Below are 20,483 nucleotides of genomic sequence, written 5' to 3' on the forward strand. Positions count from 1 at the left end.
TGAAGGATACGATGATGCATGTGCATCCTGACCTGGCGGCGTTTCTCGAACTGGCCGAGCTGGGCCGGCTGACCGGGAGCAACCGGCCTCTGCATGAATTGCCGGTGACCCAGGCCCGCGAAGTGTTCGAACAGGCTTCGGCGGTGCTCGACCCGACGCCGCCGGCGCTACTGACTGTCAGCGAACTGACCCTGCCGGCGCGGGATGGGGTGTTGTTGCCGGCGCGCCTGTACCGCCGGCCGGGCAGCGACAGCAAGCCGTTACCGGTGCTGTTTTACCTGCATGGCGGTGGTTACGTGGTCGGCAGCCTCGACTCCCATGATTCGGTGTGCCGGCGCCTGGCGGCCAGCGGCCGCTTCGCGGTGTTCGCGCCATCCTATCGGCGCGCGCCGGAACATGGGTTTCCGGTACCGCTCAACGATACGCTCGACGCGGCCAACTGGCTGGCGACGCAAGCCGCTGCGCTGCAACTGGACAGCCAGCAGGTGATCTTCATCGGCGACAGCGTTGGCGCCTCGCTGGCCAGCGTGCTGAGCCTGACCGCCGTGCACCACCGCGATCAATTGAACCTTGCACCGCGGGCGCAGATGCTCCTGTACCCGGTGACCGACCTGTCCCGTGAGCGTGACTCGCACCGCACCTACGCTGAAGGCTACTTGCTGGAAACCGCCACCTTGCGCTGGTTCTATCGCCAGTACCTGGGGGCGCATGGCTCGGCGACGGACTGGCGGGTTTCACCGCTGCTGCACCCGGACCCGCGCGGCTTGCCGCCTACCTACCTGGCGGTGGCGGGTTTCGACCCGTTGCACGATGAAGGCCTGGCCTATGCCCAGGCTCTGGAGCAGGCCGGGGTTGCGCTGACCCTGCGCCGGGTCGAGGACATGACCCATGACTACCTGCGCATGTCAGGGATGGTGGCGGATGTCGAGGCTATTTACGCCGAGCTTGAGAACTGGGCGCTGAACCAGTTGGGCTGAAGGTGCGGGCAAAAAAAGGTTGTTCATGGAATCCTGGGTTGGGGGGGGCGCGAGTTTATCCATTCGGTGTGGGGCTGCTGCTGGCCCCTTCCGCCTTTACGGCGGGTCCCTTTTGTCTTGGCAAAAGGAACCAAAACCGCTTGCTCCTGCATACGGCCCTACGCTGCGCTTCGGGAGTCGCCTTTCGCGGCGCCTGGAAGTACGTGCATGAAGATCAAGATCAACATCAAGATGAAGCAAGTCGGTCCTCGCTTCAGCGTCAGCTTGGCGCCGCCATAATCTGCTTTCGCAGATACGTCAGTGCAGGCGCCGCCCGTAACTTCGCGACTTCAGGAGGCTGAGCGTAGGTGTCTGGAGGGGGCTGGTGCGTAGCACCCTTCGGCCCAGGCCGAAGTCGCGAGACGTAGACTTGGCGAAGCAAGTCGTAGGCCGCGATGCCCCTGGAAGGCACCGTAGCGAAGGAACCCGGAGCGCAGCGTAGGGCCGTATGCTGGAGCGAGCGGTTTTGGTTCCTTTTGCCAAGACAAAAGGGACCCGCCGTAAGGGCGGAAGGGGCCGGCAGCAGCGCCACATTGAATGGATAAGCTAGAAACCTCAACATCCCAACCCAACCCAAGGATCATAGCCCCCGGCAACCCGTGAAGAACCCAAAAAAAAACCCCCTGTACAGGGGGCTTTTGTCTGTCAGGACTTCACCACTTGTAGCTGACTTCGGCGACGACCGAACGGCCTTCACCCATGTTGCACGCCAGCGAGAAGAAGCACGAGGCGACATAGTACTTGTCGGTCAGGTTGTTGACGTTGACGCTGGCCTGGGCCCCGCGCAGGCTCGGGTCGAGCTTGCCCAGGTCGTAACGCACGGCGGCGTCATACAAGGTGTAGGAGGGCACCTTGAAGGTGTTCATGGCATCGCCGTAGGTGGAACCGGTGTACCGGGCGCCGACACCGATGCTCAGGCCTTGCAGCGGATCGAAGGGGAAGCTGTAGTCGGCCCAGACCGAGGCCAGCTTGGCCGGCACTTTGAACGGCTGCTTGCCTTCGTTGCCGCTGTTGCTCTTGGTCACTTCCACGTCGCTGTAGGAGAACGAGCCGGTGAGCTTGAGGTCCTCGGCGACGGTGGTGATGGCTTCGAACTCGACACCTTTGGAACGCACTTCGCCGGTCTGGATGCTGTAGCCGATGAACTCGGCGTCCGGCGTCAGGGCATTCTGTTTGGTCAGGTCGTACACCGACAAGGTCAGTTGCGTCTCGGTGCCCGGTGGCTGGTAACGAATGCCCGCTTCGTACTGCTTGCCGGTTTCCGGTTCGAAGGTCTTGCTGCCGCGTTGCGGCGCTCCGGTACCGGCGATCGGGTTGAACGATTCGGAATAGCTCACATAGGGGGCGAAACCGTTGTCGAACAGGTACACCAGGCCGGCGCGGCCGGTGAAGGCATCCCAGTCCTGGTCAGCAGTTTCGACGTCGGTGAAGCGGTCTTCGGTGCGGTTGCGTGCGTAGTCCTGGCGACCGCCGAGGGTCAGCACCCAGCGATCCCATTTCATCTGGTCCTGGAAGTAGTAACCGACCTGGGTATTGCGCTGCACGGTATTGACCCAGGCGGTGTAGACCGAGGTGTCGACCGGGGCACCGTAGCTGGGATCGAACACGTTGATCGGCGTGGCGCGTCCCCAGCGTTCGTTACGGATCGACTTGCTCCAGCTGTAGTCCACGCCCATCAGGGTGGTGTGCGCGATCGGGCCGGTGTCGAAGCGTGCCTGCAGCTGGTTGTCGACCGTGAACAGATCGCCATAGGCATGGCGGATCTGGTAGTCGCGGTTTACCGAAGCGTTGGGTACGCCGTCGGGGCCGGTGACCAGCCCGCTGACCCGGGCCAGGTAGTTTTCCTGGTTGTCGAAAGTACTCCAGCGCAGGTTCTGGCGGACCGTCCAGGTGTCGTTGAACTCGTGGCTGAACTCGTAGCCCAGCGAGGTGCTTTCGACTTCTTCGGTGTCAAAGCCGGGTTCACCGATGAAGCGATCCATGGGCACCTTGCCGTACGGGCTGCTGCCGTTGACGGCGGCCCAGGGAATGGTGGTCGGGGCCAGGGCCTTGTTCTTCTGGTAGGCCGTGAGCACGGTCAGGCTGGTCTGCTCGTTCGGCCGCCAGGTCAGGCTCGGCGCCACGTAGGCACGGTCGTCGTCGGTATGGTCGTAGACGCCATCGGCTTCGCGGCCAAGGCCGACCAGGCGATACGACAGGGTCTTGTCTTCGTTGAGCGGGCCGCTGATGTCAAAGTTGGCCTGGCGACGATGACCGCTACCGCCGGAAATGGCGACTTCGCCACGCTCATAGTCGGTCGGGCGCTTGGAGATCGAGTTGACCATGCCGCCGGGCTCGTTCTGCCCGAAGAGGATCGAGGTCGGGCCCTTGAGTACCTCGACCCGCTCCATGCCGTAGGGCTCTTCGCCGATCATGCCGAAGAAACCCAGGGGGCGCAGGCGCAAGCCATCGCGGTAGGTGAACGAGATGGCATAGCCGCGCAGGAAAATGTTGTCGGCTGCGTTGCTCGCACCACCGGAGTCGGCACGCACGCCGGAGGTGTAGCTCAGGGCCTGGGACAGGCGCTGGGCACCGAGGTCGTCCATGCGCTCGCGGGTAATGACCGAGATGGCCTGCGGGTTTTCCAGGATCGGCGTATCGGTCTTGGTGCCGGTCAGGGTGCGGCGGGCGATATAGCCGGGAGTTTCACCGTAGGGTGAGTCGGAGACCAGGGTCGAGGAGATGACACTGGCATCCAGGTTCAATGCACCATCGTCGGTCTTGGCCAGCAGGGTCAGGGTGTTGCCATCGAGGGAGTAGCGCAGCGACGTGCCGTTGAACAGTTGCTGGACTGCCTGGGCCACGCTCAAGCGCCCCTGTACCCCCTGGGTACGCAGGCCCTGGACCGAATCAGGGCTGTAGAGCACCTGCAGGTTGGTCTGTTCGGCCAGTTGGTTGAGCGCTGCCGTCATCGACTGGGCAGCAATGTTGAAATCGTATTGCTGGGTCTGCGCCTGAGCTTGTACCGGTGCAGCGACGGTCATCCCCAGGACCACTGCGGCAACCGGCGCCTTGAGGTAATGCCTCAGCAGCAAGGCGTGGGTGAGGGGTGTAAGTGAATGGCGAACCTGCACGAATGAATGCTCCCAAGGTGGCAAGTGGTAATAATTTTTATTAACTTTCAATGAAACGCACGAGCGGGGCAAAACCGTACAAATATTTTTCCGGGAGTTTGCCCCGCTCCGGTCAGACGGGCTCGAGCGCCGTGCTGACGTGGCCGCGTTCCATGCGCACCAGTTGGTCGGCAACGCCGAAATAGCGATCGTCGTGGGAGATGACGATGATGGTTTTACCCAGACGCTTGAGGTCGGGCAGCAGCTCGGTATAGAAGATGCGGCGGAAGGTCGGGTCCTGGTCGGCGGCCCATTCGTCGAACACCAGGACGGGCCGCCCCTCCAGCCAGGCATTGAGCAGGGCCAGGCGCTTGCGTTGTCCGGTGGACAGGTCGGTGGTGCTGAAGGCGCCATTGTGGATACTGACCTTGTGGGCAATTTCAAGCCGCTGAAGGTACTTGTCGGCATCCTTGGGGACGCTCTGCGTGCCCTCGACCAGCTCATCGAACAGGTAGTAGTCGGCGAAGATGGTCGTGAACAACTGGCGGTAGTCATCCCGGGTTGCTGCCACCACGGCCTCGCCGTTGACCGCGATATGCCCTTGTTGCGGTTCGTACAAGCCCAGCAGCAGCTTGATCAGGGTTGTCTTGCCGCAGCCGTTTTCGCCGACGATGAACACGATCTCCCCGGGTGCCAACTGCAGGTTTACCGGGCCGACACTGAACGGTTCGACGCCAGGGCTGGCGGGGTAGGTGTAACGCACATCGACCAGTTCCAGGCTGTGCAACGTCGTTGCTGCAGGTGCTGCAGCATCGAGCAGCAGGTGCGGCTCGGGCGACGAGAACTGCTCGGACAGCTCGGCGATGCGCCTGAAGGCAATCTGTGCGCGGCTGACAATCGGCAGGGTGGTGATCAAGTGTTCCAGCGGGCCTTTCATGTACAGCAATACCAGCACGAAACCGCTCATCACCGTCTTGTCGTTGCTCGGCCAGAGGGATTGCAGCGTCAGCGCCAGGCCGATCACGACAAAGAACAGCATCGAGCCAAGGCTCTTGGCGATGACAAAGGTGTTGATCGAACGCACCTGGGTATTGCAGATGCTGTCAGCGGTGCGACGAATGCCATCGATCAGCATGCGTTGGCGCCGGGGGCGGTGCATGCGCAGTTCCTTGGCGCCCTCGGCAACCGCATGATAATGCTTCTGCAACTGGTCCTCGGCTTCGCGCGCCGCCACGAAGCCACGGATGCCGCGCGCCCGGGCCACGTACTGGATGGCCGTGCCCAGGCCGATGGCAACCAGGATCAGCAGGAACATCGGCAGCGACAGCCAGGCCAGATAGCCCAGGCAGCCCAGGGTTACCGTCAGGGAAATGGCCAGCGGGGCAAAGGCATAGGCAAAATCGCTGACGGTGTCGACGTCATGAGTCAGCACCGGGATCAGGCGGTGGCTGCGGTAGCGCTCAATTTGCTCGATGGGCGCCGACAAGACCTTCTCACCGAGGTTCTTGCGCAGTGCGGCAATGACATGCTGACCGACATAGTTGGTGCCGATGTCCGAACAGATACTACTCAGCAACGCCACCACGCAGAGTCCGCAAAAAGCCAGCACCACGCCCTGGCTGAGGCCGTTCTCGGCGTGCAGGCCATTGTTGATGGTCGCCAGCAGGGCCGTGACCGACAGGCCGCCGAGCATTCCCAGCAAGGTGGCAAGGCCAACGGTCGGCCAGAATGGCTTGAGCAGGGCAAAGAGTTGGCGGATCGCGCCGGGTGGGTGATTGCTCATGACGCGGTTCCTGTTTCAGGCGCGGGAGAGGGCGACGATGTCGGCCTGTAGGGGGACGGGCTGCGCTTTGTGCGCCAGGCTGTGATACAGCGACTGGCCGATTTCCGCTGCACGGGCAGGCAGCACCGAAAGCAAGGTATCGCTCAAGCCATGGGACGCTTCGCAGAAACCCTGCAGGTAGACCGCCGCCTGCAGGTCGGGGCTGGCCAGGGCGCGATAGTCGCGATCGACGCTGAAGTCCTCCAGGTAACCTTGCAGTGGCGCCAACAGTTCGCGATGAGAGCGGCGCTCGTAGCCGGTCGCCAGGATCACTGCGTCATAGCGGTGGGTCTGTTGCTGGTGGGTGGCCAGGTCCTGCAGGGTCAGCTCGATGCCCTCGGCGGTGGCGGTGGCGCATTCAACCTGGCGTCGGCACAGCACGGCATGGCGGAACTGGTGCGCGACTTTCTGCCGGTAGAGGATGCCGTAGATGCGCTCGAGCAGATCGACATCGACCACCGAATAGTTGGTGTTGTGATACTCGTCGATGAGTTTCTTGCGCTCGGGATGGCTCTGGTTGAACACCAGGTCGGTGTACATCGGCGCGAAGATCTCGTTGACGAACGGACTGTCGTCGGCCGGCTTGAGGGCCGAGGCGCGCACGATCATATCGACCTTGACCGACGGGTAGCTGTCATTGAGGTCGATGAAGGCTTCGGCGGCGCTTTGTCCCGAACCGATGATGGCGATGCGCATCGGCTTGCCCTGGGCGCAGGGCAGTGCCTCAAGGCTGCTCAGGTAGCGCGAATGGTGAAACACCCGCGGGTCATCCTTGAACGAGGTGAAGGTTGCCGGCACCTTCGGCGTACCGCCGGTGCCGACCACCACGGCGTGCGCCAGGCGGCTGTGTTCGTGGCCGTGGGCATCGCGGGAAATCACGTTCAGGTGTTGCACCTTGCCGGCCTCCAGCACCGGTTCGATCCGCGCCACTTCCTCGCCGTACTGCGCCTGGTTGGCAAAGTGCTCGGCGGCCCAGCGTAAGTAGTCGTTGTACTCCAGGCGGCAAGGATAGAAGGTGCCCAGGTTGATGAAATCGACCAGGCGCTGCTTCTGGTGCAGGTAATTGACGAAGCTGTAGGGGCTGGTGGGGTTGCGCAGCGACACCAGGTCCTTGAGGAAAGAGATCTGCAGTTCGCTCTGGGTCGCCAGGGTATTGCCGTGCCAGCGGTAATCAACCTGTTTGTCGATGAACAGCGCATCGAGGGCGTAGCCATTGGTCTCGGCGAGCTCTTCCAGGGCAATGGCCAGGGCCAGGTTGGAAGGGCCGAAGCCCACGCCGATGAGGTCGTGGACCTTCTTGGAGGTAAGGGTCTGGCTCATGCTGTGATTCCTTGAAGTGTCGAGGCGGGCGCATCGAGGAGGCGGCCCCAGGGCCTGCGGGAGTACATCGATAGGACGAGCAGGGCGGGGCACAATTTAGCCAGCGCGGCGGCTTAGAGTTCGCGTACCAGGCGTACCCCGATCCAGTCGCCACGGTTGTCCGGGACACTGGCGTTACGGTTCCCCGAGCGCGAGAAAATCGGCGCCTCACCCCAGTCGTTGCCGCGGATCACCACCACCTTGCACTCGGCTTGTTGCCAGGCGCTGCCGTCATTCGGGGCGCCTTCGTAGCTGTCGTGATAACAGTCGGCGACCCACTCGTAGACGTTGCCGTGCATGTCATACACACCCAACGCATTGGCCGGGTAACTGCCCACTGGCGAGCTGAAACTGAAGCCATCCTTGGGCCCGTACACGTTGGCGTTACGGCTGATCTGGTAGTCGCCATCCGGGTCCAGCTCGAACGGGAACGGCCCGCTGCTGCCGGCGCGGGCGGCGTACTCGCGCTCGGCTTCGCTGATCATCCGGTAGTGCTTGCCGGTCTTTTTCGTCAGCCAGTCGGCATAGGCCTGGACGTCGTGGTAGCTCATGCACACCGCCGGTTGCCGCGGGCCTTGTTGATAGCGCGGCTTGCTGGCCTTGCACTCGCGACCCGGACGGCTGTCGCCGTCGGCGATCTTGACGCCGGACTCGCGCAGGTAGGCGTCCCATTCACCGGCCGTGACCTGGTAGCGGCTGATGGCGAACGGCTTGGCGAAGGTCACGCGGTGTTGCGGGCCTTCATCGGCCTGGCGGCCGGGTTCGTTTTCCGGGGTGCCCATGGTGAAGCTGCCGGCCGGCAGTACGAGCATTTCCGGGCAGCTACTTTTGCAGTCGCGAAACACCTTGCCGGGCTGCTGCGCCTCGGCGGCGTGTGCGGTAGCGATGCTGGCCACCAGGGCGAGCAGGGACAACGGGAAGCGCAGGGATGAGGACATGGGAGAGCCTTTTCAGAGTTTTTTAACCAGCAGGGCCATGGCCCGATCGATTTCCTGCTCGTTGTTGAGCAGGCCCGGCGCCATGCGCAGCACCGGGCCGACATCGCGGTGCACGGCATCGACGACAACGCGTTGTTCGTTGAGGTAGGCGGCGATGGCGTCCGGGTCGCGATCCTTGATGCGCAGGAAGGTGAAACCGGCAGAAAATTCGCGGCTCTGCGGCGTCACCAGTTCGATGGCGCTGTGCTCCTTGAGCTGCGCCTTGAGGTAGTCGTTGAGTTGATGGATGCGTTGCTCGACATCGGCCTTGCCCAGTTGCAGGTGCAACTCGAAGGCTTTGCCCAGCGCCCAGCGGTGTTCGAAGGCGTGGTAGCCGCCGGGGGTCATGATGGTGGCGAAGTCTTCGTCTTCGGAGAAGGTCGCGAAGGTTGGCACCAGGTGCTGCATTTTCTCTGAGGCGGCGCAGATGATCCCGGTGCCGCGCGGGCCGAACATCCACTTGTGGGTGCCGGCGATAAAGTAGTCGCAGTTGAAGTCGGCGAAGTTCTGGTTCTCTACGCCGAAGCCGTGCACACCGTCGATCACATACAGAATGCGCTCGTTTTCATCACGATCACGGTTGTGCTGGCGGACCAGCTTGCCGATCTCGCCGACCGGCAGCTTGACCCCGCTGCCAGAGTGCACCCAGGTCATGCCGAGCACCCGGGTGTTGGGCTTGATGGCCTGGTCGAGCGTGCTCAGCAACTGGTCGGTGGACAGCTCCCGCGGCTGGTTGAACAGGCGCAGCTTGCGCACCTGGGTGCCCTGGCGCTGCTGGCGAAAGCCGAGGATCCTGTTGGTCGAGTAGTGCTCGTGCTCGGTGGTCAGGATCTCCTGGTCGGCGCGCACCTTCAGGCCGCCGTAGATCATCCCCAGGCCTTCGGTGGTGCTGCCGGTCAGGGCGATCTGCCGGGGTTTGACCTGCAGGTAACGCGCAGCCCAGTCGCGCACTTCGCCTTCGCGTTTCCACTCGCTTTGCGTCTCCCAGTCGACCCAGCTGGCGGGATGGCGGTCGATCTGCGCGCGGTAGTAGTCGATGGCGTCCTGCACCGGCTTGGGGTGGGCGGTAACCAGGAAGTTGGCAAAGTGGGCATAGCTCGGGTCCAGCGGAAACAGCTGGCGCAGTTGCTGCCATTTGTCCTTGCCGCTCAGCGGCGGTGCGCCCGCAGCCAGGGCATCGGGCAGCAGCGAGCCGGCGAGTGGCAGGCTGGCGGCGAGTACCCCGGCCTGCTTGAGAAAGGTACGGCGGTCAGTCATGTCAGGCGCTTTCCGGCTCAAGGGGTGGCAGTGGTGGCAACGGGCTGGGCGCTTTTTTGCACCTGTTCCCACACGCGCAGGAAGTTGCCGGCCCAGAGCTTGCCGATATCGGCCTCGGAGTACCCGCGGGTCAGCAGTTCGGCGGTGACGTTGCGGATCTCGCTGACATCCTTGAAGCCATCGAGGCCGCCGCCGTCGTTGAAGTCGGAGCTGATGCCGACGTGGTCGATGCCGACCTTTTTCACCGTGTAGTCGATGGCGTCGACGAAGTCCTTGAGCGTGGCTTTGGGCTCTTGCTCGAGGATGCCGTAGAGGCTGCTGGCATACTCACCAAAGCGCGCCTCCGGCCAGATGGCAATTACCGCGTCGCCGGGCATCAGGGCGTTGGCCAGGCCCTGCAGCGGTTGCAGGTCGAAGCGCACGCGCAGGGCTTCGAGCTTGTCCAGGGTCGGCTTGGTCAGGGGCTTGAGGTACTGGCCGAAACCGACCACCTGGATCACCCCGCCGCTGTCCTTGATCAGTTGCATCTCTTTGTCGCTGAGGTTGCGCGGAATATCCACCAGGGCGCGCGGCGCCGAGTGCGAGGCGACGATCGGTGCATGGCTCAGGCGCGCGACGTCTTCCAGGGCCAGGGTCGACATCTGTGACACATCGATGATCACCCCCAGCTCGTTGAGGCGCTTGACTGCCTGCTCGCCCAATGGCGACAGGCCGCCGAGGGCGTCGGCGGTGTCATTGAAGAACGGCAGCGGGCGCGACGAGTCGGCCCAGTCGTTGTTGCCGGTGTAGCTGAAGCCGAACATGCGCATGCCACGCTGGGCCCACAGGTCCAGCTGCGACAGGTCGTGGCCCAGCGGATAGGCATTGAGCATGCTGATGAACACGGCGAACTTGCCTTCGCCGTTCAGGCGGCGGAAATCATCCGGGGTGTAAGCGATGCCGACCTGGTTGGGGAAGTCGCGGACCATGTTGCTGATGATCTTGTAGCGCACTTCCTGCTGGTGCCGGGCTTCGTCGACAAAACCCGGGGTAGGGCGGTGCGGGGCATTCGGGCCGTTCCACAGTTCCGGCCAGCCGAAGATGGTCAGGGCCGCGCCGGACAAGCGTCCTTGCCCGGCCTTGACCAGGTCGAACTGGCCGTGCCCGTTCTTGTCGATTTCATTGCCGGCGCTGCCCAGGTTCAGCGGCACAGTGACATGGCTGTCGAATGACAGCATGTGTTCATGCAGGGCATTGGCTTGCTCGACGATCTGGCGCGGGTAGCCGTGCTGCGGCTTGAAGTACAGGTAGCCGGCGGTTGCAGCGGCCACTGCCAGGGCCAGGGGCAGGCCGATGTAGAGGACTTTGCGGAAACGGGATTTGGTCATTGCCATCTCGACACTGGGCTGATCGGAACGGTTTGCCCGGTGCACTGGCGTGCCGGGGGCAAAGCTCGGGTATCAGGAGGGACGAATGGCGGCAGGGCAAATTTATCCAGAGGCCCGCCTGGCTCAAGTTTCAGCCTGCGCGGCCGATAGCCGGGTTAACCCCAATACCATCAGGACGATAGAAACATGGCAGGTTTTAGCGCCGTATCAATCAACGGGACCCCACTGAACAGCGGCATCAACACCGGCATCACCGTCACCGGCCAGGAAAGGCAGGCCGGGATGGAAGCGGCGGGCGTGGTTAGCGTCGACCTGTCCAAGGTGCGTGATAGCGGCAAGGCCGAAGAGGCCAAGGAAAAGGAAGACGCCGGTGCCGGCGAAGAACCGGCACACATCAAGCAATTGCGCGAGATGATCAAGAAAATGCAAAAACAATTGGCCGAGCAGCAGAAACGCTTGCAGGAGGCCATGGCCAGCGACATGGAGCCGGTCCTCAAGGCTACGGCTGTCGCTGCCGCGCAATCGGCAGTGGGCGCGACCACGGCGTCGATCGCAAACGCCACGGCGGCGCTGCTCAAAGCGCTGACCGAAGCCGGTGGCAGCAGCTCGGGCTCGCTGGTCAGTACCAACGCCTGACGTTTGAAACAGGGCCTGTGCATGCACAGGCCCTGTCGTTTTCAGTCAGCCATCTGGCGGTTCTGCGTGCGCTCGGACTTGTAGCGCATGGCCACCGCCGGCGCCGGCTTGGTACTGCCGGTCTCCAGCCACTGGCGCATGCGGCTGGCATCGGCAAAGTGGGTGTACTTGCCGAAGGCATCGAGGATCACCATGGCCACCGGGCGGTTGTCCATCTTGGTCAACAGCACCAGGCAGTGGCCGGCATCGTTGGTGAAGCCGGTCTTGGTCAGCTTGATATCCCAGTTGCTCTTGTTGACCAGGTGGTCGGTGTTGCGAAAGCCCAGGGTGTAGTTGGGTTTTTTGAACGCCACGGTCTGCTCGCGGGTGGTGCTCAAACTGCTCAGCAGCGGGTAGTTGCGCGCCGCCATCAGCAGCTTGCTGAGGTCGCGGGCGGTGGAGACGTTGCTGGTCGACAGGCCAGTGGGCTCCACATAGCGGGTGTGGCTCATGCCCAGGGCCCTGGCCTTGGCGTTCATCGCCTTGATGAATGCGTGGTAACCGCCCGGGTAGTTGTGCGCCAGGGTCGAGGCGGCGCGGTTTTCCGACGACATCAGGGTGATCAGCAGCATGTCCTTGCGGTTGAGCTGGCTGCCCAGCTTGACCCGCGAATACACCCCTTTCATTTCCTTGTTCTGGGCGATGGTGACCGTGAGCATCTCGTCCATGTTCTGCTTGGCGTCGAGCACCACCATACCGGTCATCAGCTTGGTCACCGAAGCAATCGGCACCACCCGGTCGGGATTGTTGGCGTAGAGCACCTTGTTGGTTTGCAGATCGATCAGCAGGGCGCTGCCGGAGGCCAGGTGCAATTTCGCTGGATCGCGTTGTTGCTGGGCCGGGGGTTGAGCAGCAGCGGTCGACGTGAGGGTCGCAGTACCTGTGAGCAACAGGAGCAGGCTAAGAATCGAAAGGGAAGTTTTCACGTTGAGGCTCACTAAAAGTTGTTATGTCGTTGGCTGTGCAAGGGTTTTCCCCCAAAAAACCGCTGCATTCTGGAGTATGGCCCAGATCCTGTCGATTGCCCTGCATCCGTTGGGCGGATCATGAAAAAGATTTAATCCCGTACCCATTTTGTACCCACCAGTTGAGTATTCCAGCTTCCCGATTTTCACTATCATCAATCAACTTGCGACACAGGGAAGATCAAATGTTCAAACGTTCTGCTGCATTAGTGCTCGTGGCAATGGCGCTTTCTGCGTGCCAGCCGAAATGGAAGGAGATGACAGAAGAGGAGGTCAAGCAGCAGCGCGAGTTTGCCGAAGCGTTATGGGCCAAGGACAGGGCCAAAAACCCCAGCTATGAAGAGTGGCTCAGTGGGCAGATCAGCTCCAGCCGCTCGGCAGAACAGAACGTGGTGCAATTGATGTCCAGGTCGCTTGAAAGGTGTCTGGACAGATACGTCGAAACCTCTCCGGTCGGCTGCAGCAAGCGCTCGGTGGCCATCGTCGACAACTACTACTTTGACCATTACTACACTTCCAGCAAGAAACCACCGGCAGGGTACCTGACGGTCAGCCATGCTTACCTCAAGTGGTCCTCGGCGATGGAAGCGATCGCGCTTGAGGCATCCTGGCATGTCATTTCGGAACGCGCCCTGCAAGCGCGCGAGGCCATTTCGCGGGCATCGTTCCCAGGGCTTTGAAGGTTTGCTCCGGAGTCGTTGCTCAGTGCTGTTCAGGTTTCGATGATGTCGAGGATGGCTGGCACTGATGCGTATTTGTTACTGTCGTGACCTTCTTTGGTCAACCGGACGACCTCCTCATGACAGTCAGCATCGAGTTCACTCAAAGCCCCACCGAGCAGCACCGCGAAGCCATCCTCCAACCGTTGCGGGCCTATAACATCAGCCAGGCCGGTGAGCCTCGTTTGCAAACCATCGCCTGGTTGCTGCGCGACCCTCAGGGTGGCGAAGTCATTGGCGGGTTGTACGGCAAGATTTCTGCCGGGTGGATGTTCATCGAGCTGCTCAGCGTGCCCGAATCCTTGCGCGGCCAGGGTGTAGGACGCCAGTTGATGATTCAGGCCGAGGCGCAGGCACGAAGCGCGGGCTGTACCGGTATCTGGCTGGATACCTTCAGCTTCCAGGCACCGGCGTTTTACCGCAAGCTCGGTTTTACCGTCTTCGGTGAGCTCGCCGACTATCCGTCGGGGCATACCCGCTACTTCATGCGAAAGCTGCTCTGAACAAGGCTGGCAACAATCATTCGCGCCCCAGGATCCGATCCATCACCCCGTCGGTCTTCAGCGCTTGCGCGGCGACTGCCGGGTGCCTGGCCTCACCGCGAATATGCGCATTCATGCCCAGTACGTGATGCCACTGGATGTGCTCGGGGTTGGCGATCTGCAGGCTGAGCTGTTGGTCGGCGTCCAGGCGTACCGGGTATTCGTCGAATACCGAGAAGCCGATCCGGCCTTTGCTGCCGATGATATCCACGCGGTCTTCGCGGCGGTCGGCAACGAAGTTCCAGCAGCCCATGCCCAACGCGCCACTGGCGAAACGCCAGCTGGCGGCCACGGCATCTTCGGCGGCATACAGGCCGGCCTGGCGGGCGGTGTAGCCGGTGACCTCGACAATATCACCGAGCAGGTACTGGAACAGGTCCAGGCCATGGCTGGCAAGGTCGGCAAAGTAACCGCCACCGGCGATTTGCGGATCGGTGCGCCAGTTGGGGCTGGCGCTACGGTCGCCATCGGTAGGTGGTTTGGTCAGGGTCCAGCTCAGGTGCCGGACCTCGCCAATCCGGCCGTCCTGCAGCCATTGGCGAACTTGCTGGAAGCGCGGCAATGAACGTCGGTAATAGGACACGAACAGATGCCGCCCGGCGTCGACAAAGGCCTGTTGCATCTGCTGGCTGCTGTCGGCATTGAGCGACATCGGTTTTTCCACGCAGCAGTGCTTGCCGGCCGCTGCGACCTGCAGACTGTAGGCAAAATGGCTGTCGGGTGGGGTGGCGATGTACACCGCATCGATCTGCGGGTCGGCGATCAGCTGCGCCGCATCGCTGTAAACCTTGGCGATGCCATGGCGCGTGGCATAGTCCTGGGCGGCGGCGGGGCGCCGACCCATCACTGCCACCAGCGCCGAACCCGGCGCCTTGTAGAACGCCGGGCCACTCTTGCGCTCGGCAACGCTGCCGCAGCCGATCATTCCCCAGTTGATTACCTTCATGACAACTTCCCGATAGCATGCTTGGTCATTCAAAACCGGGACGATGATAGCAATCCCCGCCAAACGGATCGACCGCCCATAAAAAGCCCCGCCAAAGGGCGGGGCAAGGGGCTGTGCGGAGCAACGCACGATAAAACGGTGGCTAGCCTCAGGCTTGCAGGCCGGGGCCTTCGAGCCGGTCGGCGAGGGCCTGGGCGGCGGGCAGCGAGGTCAATGGCCCGGAGATCGCTTCGCCATTGCGCACCAGGTACCAGCAGGCCAGCAGGCCCAGCTCCCTGAGCGAGGTGGGGACGGCGCTGCCGATGACGGACATGATGTTGATAGGGGCCATTGTGGGTTCCTCCTGCGAATCATGGGCCTACCTTAACGGCCAGTGCCTGGCGGTTGAAATCAACCTGAGTGATAGTGAACATCATCGCCATGCTTGGCGTTTGGGCATAATGCCGATTCGCTTGAGGGGGAGAATCAAATGGCAACTGTTCCAGGCAAAGACACCGTGCTGTGCATCTCGCTGGCCGGGCGTCCGGGCACCTTTGGCGTGCGCTTTCATAACCATCTGTATCAGCAGCTGGGGCTGGATTACTACTACAAGGCCATGACCACCCAGGACCTGCCGGCGGCGGTCGCGGGTATTCGCGCGCTGGGTATTCGCGGTTGCGGCGTGTCGATGCCGTACAAGGAAGCCTGCATGGCCCTGGTCGATGAAATCGACCCGTCGGCGGCGGCCATCGAGTCGATCAACACCATCGTCAACACCGACGGTCATCTCAAGGCCTACAACACCGATTACCTGGCTGTACGTCAGCTGCTGGCGCAGCACCGGATCGATCCATCCACGGCCTTCGCCCTGCGCGGCAGTGGCGGTATGGCCAAGGCGGTGGCCAGTGCCTTGCGTGATGCCGGTTTCACCCAGGGCATTATCGTCGCCCGCAATGAACAGGCAGGCCGCCAGTTGGCCGATAGCTGCGGGTATCGCTGGCAGGCGCAGCTGGGCGACCTGTGCCCGCCGATGCTGGTGAATGTCACGCCGATTGGCATGGCCGGTGGGGTCGAGGCAGAACAGTTGGCGTTCGCGCCCGAGGCGATTGCGGCGGCCCAGCAGGTGTTCGATGTGGTGGCGATGCCGGCGCAGACACCGTTGATCGTCGAGGCCCAGCGCTTGGGCAAGCCGGTGATTACCGGGCTTGAGGTGATTGCCTTGCAGGCGCTGGAGCAGTTTGTGCTGTACACCGGGGTGCGGCCGACGGCGGAGCAGGTGGCGCGGGCGGTGGCGTTTGCCCGCGGGTAGTGCGTAGGCCCCATCGCCGGCAAGGCCGGCTCCCACAGTGGATCTGTGTACACCAAACCCTGTGGGAGCTGGTTTGCCACAATGGATCTGTTGGCACCAAACCCTGTGGGAGCTGGCTTTGCCAGCGATGGGCTGCAAAGCAGCCCCGGGTTTACTCGAACTGCGCCAAGCGCTCTTCCAGCGCCGCGATCCGTGCCTCCAGCGCTTCAATCCGCTCTACCGACACTGCGCCGCCGGCCGAGCGCTCCGGCCCTTGCTGACGCGCCGCCAGAATCGCCTCGATCTCGGCCGGATCCCCCAGTGCATGGGTATAGCGATCCTCTCGCTGCCCGGCCTGACGCGGCAGGTGCAGGGCAAAGCCGCGGGCGATCAGGCGCTCGAGCTGGTGCACGACCTGCTCGGCATCTTCGAACTCATGCATGCGGCTGCTGCGGGTCAGCAGCTCGTTAACGGTCTGCGGCCCGCGCAGGAACATCAGCCCGAGCAGGATCACCTGCGCCGGTACCAGCTCCAGGGCCTTGTCCACGCGCTGCTCCCAGCGGTCGGCGCGGCTGCCCATCTGCAGGCGGGTCAGGCCCTGGCCTTCCAGCGCGCGCAGGGCTTGACCGACCTGGCCCTGGCTAAGGTTCATCACCGGCTCACGGCTGGTCTTCTGGTTGCAGGCCAGCACCAGGGCGTTGAGGGTCAGGGGGTAGGTTTCCGGGCTGGTGGCCTGTTTTTCGATCAGCGAACCGAGCACGCGAATCTCGGTGCTGGTGAAGCGGGCGTCGGAAGGGGTTTCGTGTTCGGCGGACATGGCCCTGTCTCTATGCGAAGAAAGGCCTCTAGCCTAGGTGCGCAACAGGGTAAAACACAAGCAGCCGGTGCAGGACGCACCGGCTGCCGGTCAGGCTCAGGCGGCCTGGCGTTCCTCGGCCAGGCAGGCCGCGGCGGTAAACAGGACGTCGGTGGAGGAGTTCAGCGCGGTTTCCGCCGAGTCCTGCAGCACACCAATAATGAAGCCAACAGCCACCACCTGCATGGCGATCTCGCTGGGGATGCCGAACAGGCTGCAGGCCAGCGGGATCAGCAGCAGCGAACCACCGGCTACGCCCGAGGCGCCGCAGGCACACACGGCGGCGACGACGCTGAGCAGGATCGCGGTAGGGATGTCGACGGCAATGCCCAGGGTATGCACGGCGGCCAGGGTCAGCACGGTGATGGTGATGGCTGCGCCGGCCATGTTGATCGTCGCGCCCAGCGGGATCGACACCGAGTAGGTGTCTTCATGCAGGCCGAGTTTTTCGCTCAGGGCCATGTTCACCGGGATGTTGGCCGCCGAGCTGCGGGTGAAGAAGGCGGTGATGCCGCTTTCACGCAGGCACAGCAGTACCAGCGGGAAGGGGTTGCGGCGAATCTTCCAGAAGACGATGATCGGGTTGACCACCAGCGCCACGAACAGCATGCAACCGATCAGCACGGCCAGCAGGTGCAGGTAACCGAGCAGGGCGTCCAGCCCGGACTGCGCCAGGGTCGAGGCGACCAGGCCGAAAATCCCCAGCGGCGCGAAGCGAATCACCACGCGCACGATCAGCGTCACCCCGTTGGACAGGTCGGCAACCACCGTCCGCGTGGTTTCCCCAGCATGACGAATCGCCACCCCGAGGCCGATGGCCCAGGCCAGCACGCCGATGAAGTTGGCGTTCATCAGCGCGCTCACCGGGTTGTCGACCACGCTCAGCAGCAAACTCTGCAGCACTTCAGTGATACCGCCGGGTGCGCTCAGGGCAACGTCCGAGGTGCTCAGCGCCAGGTTCGAAGGGAAGGCCATGCTGGCGATCACCGCGACCACAGCGGCAGCGAAGGTGCCGAACAGGTACAGCACCAGGATCGGGCGGATATGGGTTTCCGTGCCGTGACGGTGGTTGGCGATGGAAGCCATGACCAGGATGAACACCAGGATCGGCGCCACCGCCTTCAGTGCGGAAACGAACACCTTGCCGACAAAGCCGAGGCTGGCGGCGGTGTCGGGGGCGAACACCGCCATGGCGATACCGGCGACGAGGCCGATCATGATCTGGACCACCAGGCTGGTGCGGTTCAACAGGTTTAGAACAGGGGTCATGTCAGGTGTTTCTCTGTCTTGTTCAGGGGCGGCGGGCGAACCACGGCGCTGGAGCATGGGGCACCTGGCGGGGCAGGGCCGAGAAAAAGGGCGCGACTTTAGCACAGCAGGGCACATTTAGTGATTGCGCTGTGTCAGACGGTAGGGCGGGCGTGTAGTATGCGCGCCCTTTGCAAACGGCCCTGGCCGTTTTTTGTTTAGCTGCGGAGTGTAGATGTTACTGCCTATTCTGTTGCTGGCTGCGGCCGGCTTCACTGTACTGACCACCGAGTTCGTCATCGTCGGCCTGCTGCCGGGCATTGCCCGCGACCTTGAGGTCAGCGTGTCCCAGGCGGGCCTGTTGGTGACCCTGTTCGCCTTCACCGTGGCTTGCTTCGGCCCATTCCTCACCGCCTGGGCGGCGCGCTTCGAGCGCAAGCGCCTGTTCGTCGGCATTTTGCTGGTGTTCGCCGCGTCCAACGCCCTGGCGGCCATGGCCGACAACCTCTATGTGATGGGCGTGGCGCGCTTGATCCCGGCCTTGGGTTTGCCGGTGTTCTGGGCCCTGGCCAGTGAAACGGCAGTCGACATCGTCGGCCCGGCCTATGCCGGCCGGGCCATTTCCAAGATCAGCTTCGGCGTAGTGTGCGCCACGGTGTTCGGCATTCCGGTCGGCACCCTGATCGGCGATGCCCTGGGTTGGCGCGCGGCCTTTGCGGTGCTGGCGTTGCTGGCCCTGGCCAAGGCCTTGCTGCTGTACGTCTACCTGCCGCGCACGCCCCGGCATAACCAGGCCACCTCGCTGCTTGGCCAGTTCGGCATCCTGCGCAGCCGCCTGTTGCAAGGCCATGTGCTGCTCTCGGTGCTGGTGTTCAGCGGCATGTTCACCGCCTACACCTACCTGGCCGACATGCTTGAACGCCTGGCCGGCTTTGACGGCGCGCTGGTCGGCTGGTGCCTGATGGGCTTTGGTGCGGTCGGCCTGATCGGCAACAGCCTGGGTGGTCGCGCGGTCGATCGGCATCCGTTGAAAGCCTCGGCTGCCTTCTGTGCCCTGATGATGGTCGGCATGATCGCCGTGGTGCCAGCGATCCATACGGTGTACGGCTTGGGCCTGGCCCTGGCGATCTGGGGCATGACCCAGGCGGCGCTGTTTCTGGTCAGCCATGTACGGCTGATCAAGGCCGCGCCCCAGGCACCGGCCTTTGCCGCTTCGCTGAACATCGCCGGGGCCAACCTGGGCATAGGCCTGGGCGCGGTGATTGGCGGGCGGGTGATCGATACCCTGGGCCTGGCCAACCTCGGTTACGCCGCCGCCATCCTTATCGGCCTGTCGGTGCTGCTGGCGCTGGGGCTGATGAGCCCGCGCCTGCAACCGGCTACCAGTTGAACAACTGGCGTCGGGCGCCTTCGGTGATGGCGACAATGCCCGGGTGCTTGACCTTGCGCTCCACCGAGATGGCGTAGAACGACTCGTTGACCGCGTCGGTCTGGCCGATCAGCTCGACGCCATACTGCTTGCACACCTCGTCGGCAATCACGCTGGGGGCAATGAAGATACCGCTGCCGGATTGGCCGAAGGCCTGCATCAAGGCGCTGTCGTCGAACTCGCCAACGATCCGTGGTTGCAGTTGCTGCTCGGCAAACCAACGCAGCAGGCGGCTGCGCACCACGGTTTCCTGGCCGGGGATCAGCAGCGGCGCGTGTTGCAGGCAGGCCGGGAAGTTGCGCCCGTACTGCTCGGCCAACACGGGCGTTGCAAAAAAGCTGATGCCGCATTCGCCGAGCTTCTGGCTGTAGCCCTTGATGTCCAGGTGACTGGGCATGGGGCTGTCGGAAATCACCAGGTCCAGGCGCTGGATCGCCAGGTCCGCCAGCAGCCGTTCGAGTTTGTCTTCGCGGCAGCTCAGGCGCAGGGCGTCTTCCATGTGCATGGTCGGTGCCAGCAGGCGATAAACGATGGATTTGGGCACCACATCCGCCACCCCGACCCGAAACAGGATCTGCTGCTCATCAGGCCGGGCCCGCAGCATGGCTTCGAGCTCGCCGCCAATCTGGAACATCTGTTCGGCGTAGGTCAGGGTTTGCCGGCCGCTCTCGGTCAGCTCCAGCTGCCGCCCGACCCGGCGGAACAACTCGATGCCATAGGTTTGTTCGAGTAGGGTGATCTGCCCGCTGATGGTCTGCGGGGTCAGGTTCAACTGCTCGCAGGCCCGCACGATGCTGCCGGTCTTGGCCACCACCCAGAAGTAATGCAGTTGCCGGTAATTGAGCATGCTGATTCCCGATTCGTAAAAACCGAAGTATAACCGCTGAAAATACGAATTTTCCTGATGTATTCAGCTCTTTAGAATCCCTTGCCATCACGGTGCCCC

General features: G+C 62.9%; 18 protein-coding genes. 6 read left to right on the forward strand and 12 right to left on the reverse strand.

What is annotated here, in order from left to right:
- Positions 1-14 precede the first annotated feature (14 nt).
- Positions 15-977, forward strand: coding sequence for an alpha/beta hydrolase (locus ABM562_RS02865; protein WP_233674880.1), 963 nt, complete (start codon positions 15-17; stop codon positions 975-977).
- A 692-nt stretch (positions 978-1,669) separates the two neighbouring features.
- Here the strand turns inward: ABM562_RS02865 and ABM562_RS02870 are convergent.
- From ABM562_RS02870 to pvdM, 6 genes are all read right to left on the reverse strand, one after another.
- On the reverse strand, positions 1,670-4,129 hold the full coding sequence (locus tag ABM562_RS02870; RefSeq protein WP_233674878.1) for a TonB-dependent siderophore receptor: 2,460 nt from the start codon (positions 4,127-4,129) through the stop codon (positions 1,670-1,672).
- Positions 4,130-4,241: 112 nt separating this feature from the next.
- Positions 4,242-5,891 (reverse strand): cyclic peptide export ABC transporter, encoded by a 1,650-nt coding sequence (locus ABM562_RS02875; protein WP_115086248.1) that lies wholly within the window; start codon positions 5,889-5,891, stop codon positions 4,242-4,244.
- A 15-nt stretch (positions 5,892-5,906) separates the two neighbouring features.
- Positions 5,907-7,250: a lysine N(6)-hydroxylase/L-ornithine N(5)-oxygenase family protein gene (locus ABM562_RS02880; RefSeq protein WP_134063060.1), complete on the reverse strand. Its 1,344-nt coding sequence runs from the start codon at positions 7,248-7,250 to the stop codon at positions 5,907-5,909.
- Between the two features lie 113 nt (positions 7,251-7,363).
- Complete coding sequence (pvdO, locus tag ABM562_RS02885; protein ID WP_233674877.1) at positions 7,364-8,227, reverse strand: dihydropyoverdine dehydrogenase; 864 nt, start codon at positions 8,225-8,227, stop codon at positions 7,364-7,366.
- A gap of 12 nt (positions 8,228-8,239) precedes the next feature.
- On the reverse strand, positions 8,240-9,523 hold the full coding sequence (gene pvdN, locus ABM562_RS02890; RefSeq protein WP_115086250.1) for a pyoverdine-tailoring periplasmic protein PvdN: 1,284 nt from the start codon (positions 9,521-9,523) through the stop codon (positions 8,240-8,242).
- 17 nt (positions 9,524-9,540) lie between these two features.
- Positions 9,541-10,890 (reverse strand): pyoverdine-tailoring dipeptidase-like protein PvdM, encoded by a 1,350-nt coding sequence (pvdM, locus tag ABM562_RS02895; RefSeq protein WP_115086251.1) that lies wholly within the window; start codon positions 10,888-10,890, stop codon positions 9,541-9,543.
- A 186-nt stretch (positions 10,891-11,076) separates the two neighbouring features.
- Here pvdM and ABM562_RS02900 point away from each other — a divergent pair, with 186 nt between their 5' ends.
- A complete protein-coding gene (locus ABM562_RS02900; protein WP_233674874.1) occupies positions 11,077-11,526 on the forward strand; it encodes a hypothetical protein in 450 nt (149 codons plus the stop codon).
- Positions 11,527-11,567: 41 nt separating this feature from the next.
- Here the strand turns inward: ABM562_RS02900 and pbpG are convergent, their stop codons facing one another.
- Positions 11,568-12,491: a D-alanyl-D-alanine endopeptidase gene (gene pbpG / locus ABM562_RS02905; RefSeq protein WP_134063056.1), complete on the reverse strand. Its 924-nt coding sequence runs from the start codon at positions 12,489-12,491 to the stop codon at positions 11,568-11,570.
- 224 nt (positions 12,492-12,715) lie between these two features.
- Between pbpG and ABM562_RS02910 the strand changes: the two genes are divergently transcribed.
- Both ABM562_RS02910 and ABM562_RS02915 read left to right on the forward strand, forming a co-directional pair.
- Positions 12,716-13,210 (forward strand): hypothetical protein, encoded by a 495-nt coding sequence (locus ABM562_RS02910; RefSeq protein ID WP_115086306.1) that lies wholly within the window; start codon positions 12,716-12,718, stop codon positions 13,208-13,210.
- Between the two features lie 119 nt (positions 13,211-13,329).
- The gene (locus tag ABM562_RS02915) at positions 13,330-13,752 is read left to right on the forward strand and encodes a GNAT family N-acetyltransferase (RefSeq protein ID WP_115086364.1); all 423 of its coding nucleotides are present in this window, start codon (positions 13,330-13,332) and stop codon (positions 13,750-13,752) included.
- A gap of 16 nt (positions 13,753-13,768) precedes the next feature.
- Here ABM562_RS02915 and ABM562_RS02920 read toward each other — a convergent pair whose 3' ends face one another.
- A complete protein-coding gene (locus ABM562_RS02920) occupies positions 13,769-14,737 on the reverse strand; it encodes a Gfo/Idh/MocA family protein (protein WP_115086307.1) in 969 nt (322 codons plus the stop codon).
- A 148-nt stretch (positions 14,738-14,885) separates the two neighbouring features.
- Positions 14,886-15,068: a hypothetical protein gene (locus tag ABM562_RS02925; protein ID WP_115086308.1), complete on the reverse strand. Its 183-nt coding sequence runs from the start codon at positions 15,066-15,068 to the stop codon at positions 14,886-14,888.
- Between the two features lie 138 nt (positions 15,069-15,206).
- Between ABM562_RS02925 and ABM562_RS02930 the strand changes: the two genes are divergently transcribed.
- Positions 15,207-16,025 (forward strand): shikimate 5-dehydrogenase, encoded by an 819-nt coding sequence (locus ABM562_RS02930; protein ID WP_134063050.1) that lies wholly within the window; start codon positions 15,207-15,209, stop codon positions 16,023-16,025.
- Between the two features lie 151 nt (positions 16,026-16,176).
- On the opposite strand, the gene ABM562_RS02935 is transcribed toward ABM562_RS02930, so the two are convergent.
- Together ABM562_RS02935 and sstT are read right to left on the reverse strand one after the other, a co-directional pair.
- Positions 16,177-16,821: a YceH family protein gene (locus ABM562_RS02935; RefSeq protein WP_115086310.1), complete on the reverse strand. Its 645-nt coding sequence runs from the start codon at positions 16,819-16,821 to the stop codon at positions 16,177-16,179.
- Between the two features lie 96 nt (positions 16,822-16,917).
- Positions 16,918-18,129 carry a serine/threonine transporter SstT gene (gene sstT / locus ABM562_RS02940; RefSeq protein WP_115086311.1) on the reverse strand — a complete coding sequence of 404 codons (1,212 nt, stop codon included), beginning with the start codon at positions 18,127-18,129 and terminating at the stop codon, positions 16,918-16,920.
- Between the two features lie 214 nt (positions 18,130-18,343).
- On the opposite strand from sstT, the gene ABM562_RS02945 reads away from it, so the two are divergent.
- A complete protein-coding gene (locus tag ABM562_RS02945; RefSeq protein WP_115086312.1) occupies positions 18,344-19,498 on the forward strand; it encodes an MFS transporter in 1,155 nt (384 codons plus the stop codon).
- On the opposite strand, the gene nhaR is transcribed toward ABM562_RS02945, so the two are convergent.
- The gene (gene nhaR / locus ABM562_RS02950) at positions 19,488-20,384 is read right to left on the reverse strand and encodes a transcriptional activator NhaR (protein ID WP_115086313.1); all 897 of its coding nucleotides are present in this window, start codon (positions 20,382-20,384) and stop codon (positions 19,488-19,490) included. The two genes, ABM562_RS02945 and nhaR, sit on opposite strands and share 11 nt — an antisense overlap.
- Between the last annotated feature and the right edge of the window lie 99 nt (positions 20,385-20,483).

It is taken from the genome of Pseudomonas sp. ZL2, from assembly GCF_054788455.1.

Coding starts and splice junctions, on each gene's coding strand:
- nhaR (WP_115086313.1), bottom strand. CDS start 20,384: ATGCTCAATTACCGGCAACTGCATTACTTCTGGGTGGTGGCCAAGACC.
- pvdN (WP_115086250.1), bottom strand. CDS start 9,523: ATGACTGACCGCCGTACCTTTCTCAAGCAGGCCGGGGTACTCGCCGCC.
- ABM562_RS02880 (WP_134063060.1), bottom strand. CDS start 7,250: ATGAGCCAGACCCTTACCTCCAAGAAGGTCCACGACCTCATCGGCGTG.
- ABM562_RS02945 (WP_115086312.1), top strand. CDS start 18,344: ATGTTACTGCCTATTCTGTTGCTGGCTGCGGCCGGCTTCACTGTACTG.
- ABM562_RS02865 (WP_233674880.1), top strand. CDS start 15: ATGCATGTGCATCCTGACCTGGCGGCGTTTCTCGAACTGGCCGAGCTG.
- sstT (WP_115086311.1), bottom strand. CDS start 18,129: ATGACCCCTGTTCTAAACCTGTTGAACCGCACCAGCCTGGTGGTCCAG.
- ABM562_RS02910 (WP_115086306.1), top strand. CDS start 12,716: ATGTTCAAACGTTCTGCTGCATTAGTGCTCGTGGCAATGGCGCTTTCT.
- ABM562_RS02875 (WP_115086248.1), bottom strand. CDS start 5,891: ATGAGCAATCACCCACCCGGCGCGATCCGCCAACTCTTTGCCCTGCTC.
- ABM562_RS02900 (WP_233674874.1), top strand. CDS start 11,077: ATGGCAGGTTTTAGCGCCGTATCAATCAACGGGACCCCACTGAACAGC.
- ABM562_RS02930 (WP_134063050.1), top strand. CDS start 15,207: ATGGCAACTGTTCCAGGCAAAGACACCGTGCTGTGCATCTCGCTGGCC.
- ABM562_RS02920 (WP_115086307.1), bottom strand. CDS start 14,737: ATGAAGGTAATCAACTGGGGAATGATCGGCTGCGGCAGCGTTGCCGAG.
- ABM562_RS02925 (WP_115086308.1), bottom strand. CDS start 15,068: ATGGCCCCTATCAACATCATGTCCGTCATCGGCAGCGCCGTCCCCACC.
- pvdO (WP_233674877.1), bottom strand. CDS start 8,227: ATGTCCTCATCCCTGCGCTTCCCGTTGTCCCTGCTCGCCCTGGTGGCC.
- ABM562_RS02935 (WP_115086310.1), bottom strand. CDS start 16,821: ATGTCCGCCGAACACGAAACCCCTTCCGACGCCCGCTTCACCAGCACC.
- ABM562_RS02915 (WP_115086364.1), top strand. CDS start 13,330: ATGACAGTCAGCATCGAGTTCACTCAAAGCCCCACCGAGCAGCACCGC.
- pvdM (WP_115086251.1), bottom strand. CDS start 10,890: ATGACCAAATCCCGTTTCCGCAAAGTCCTCTACATCGGCCTGCCCCTG.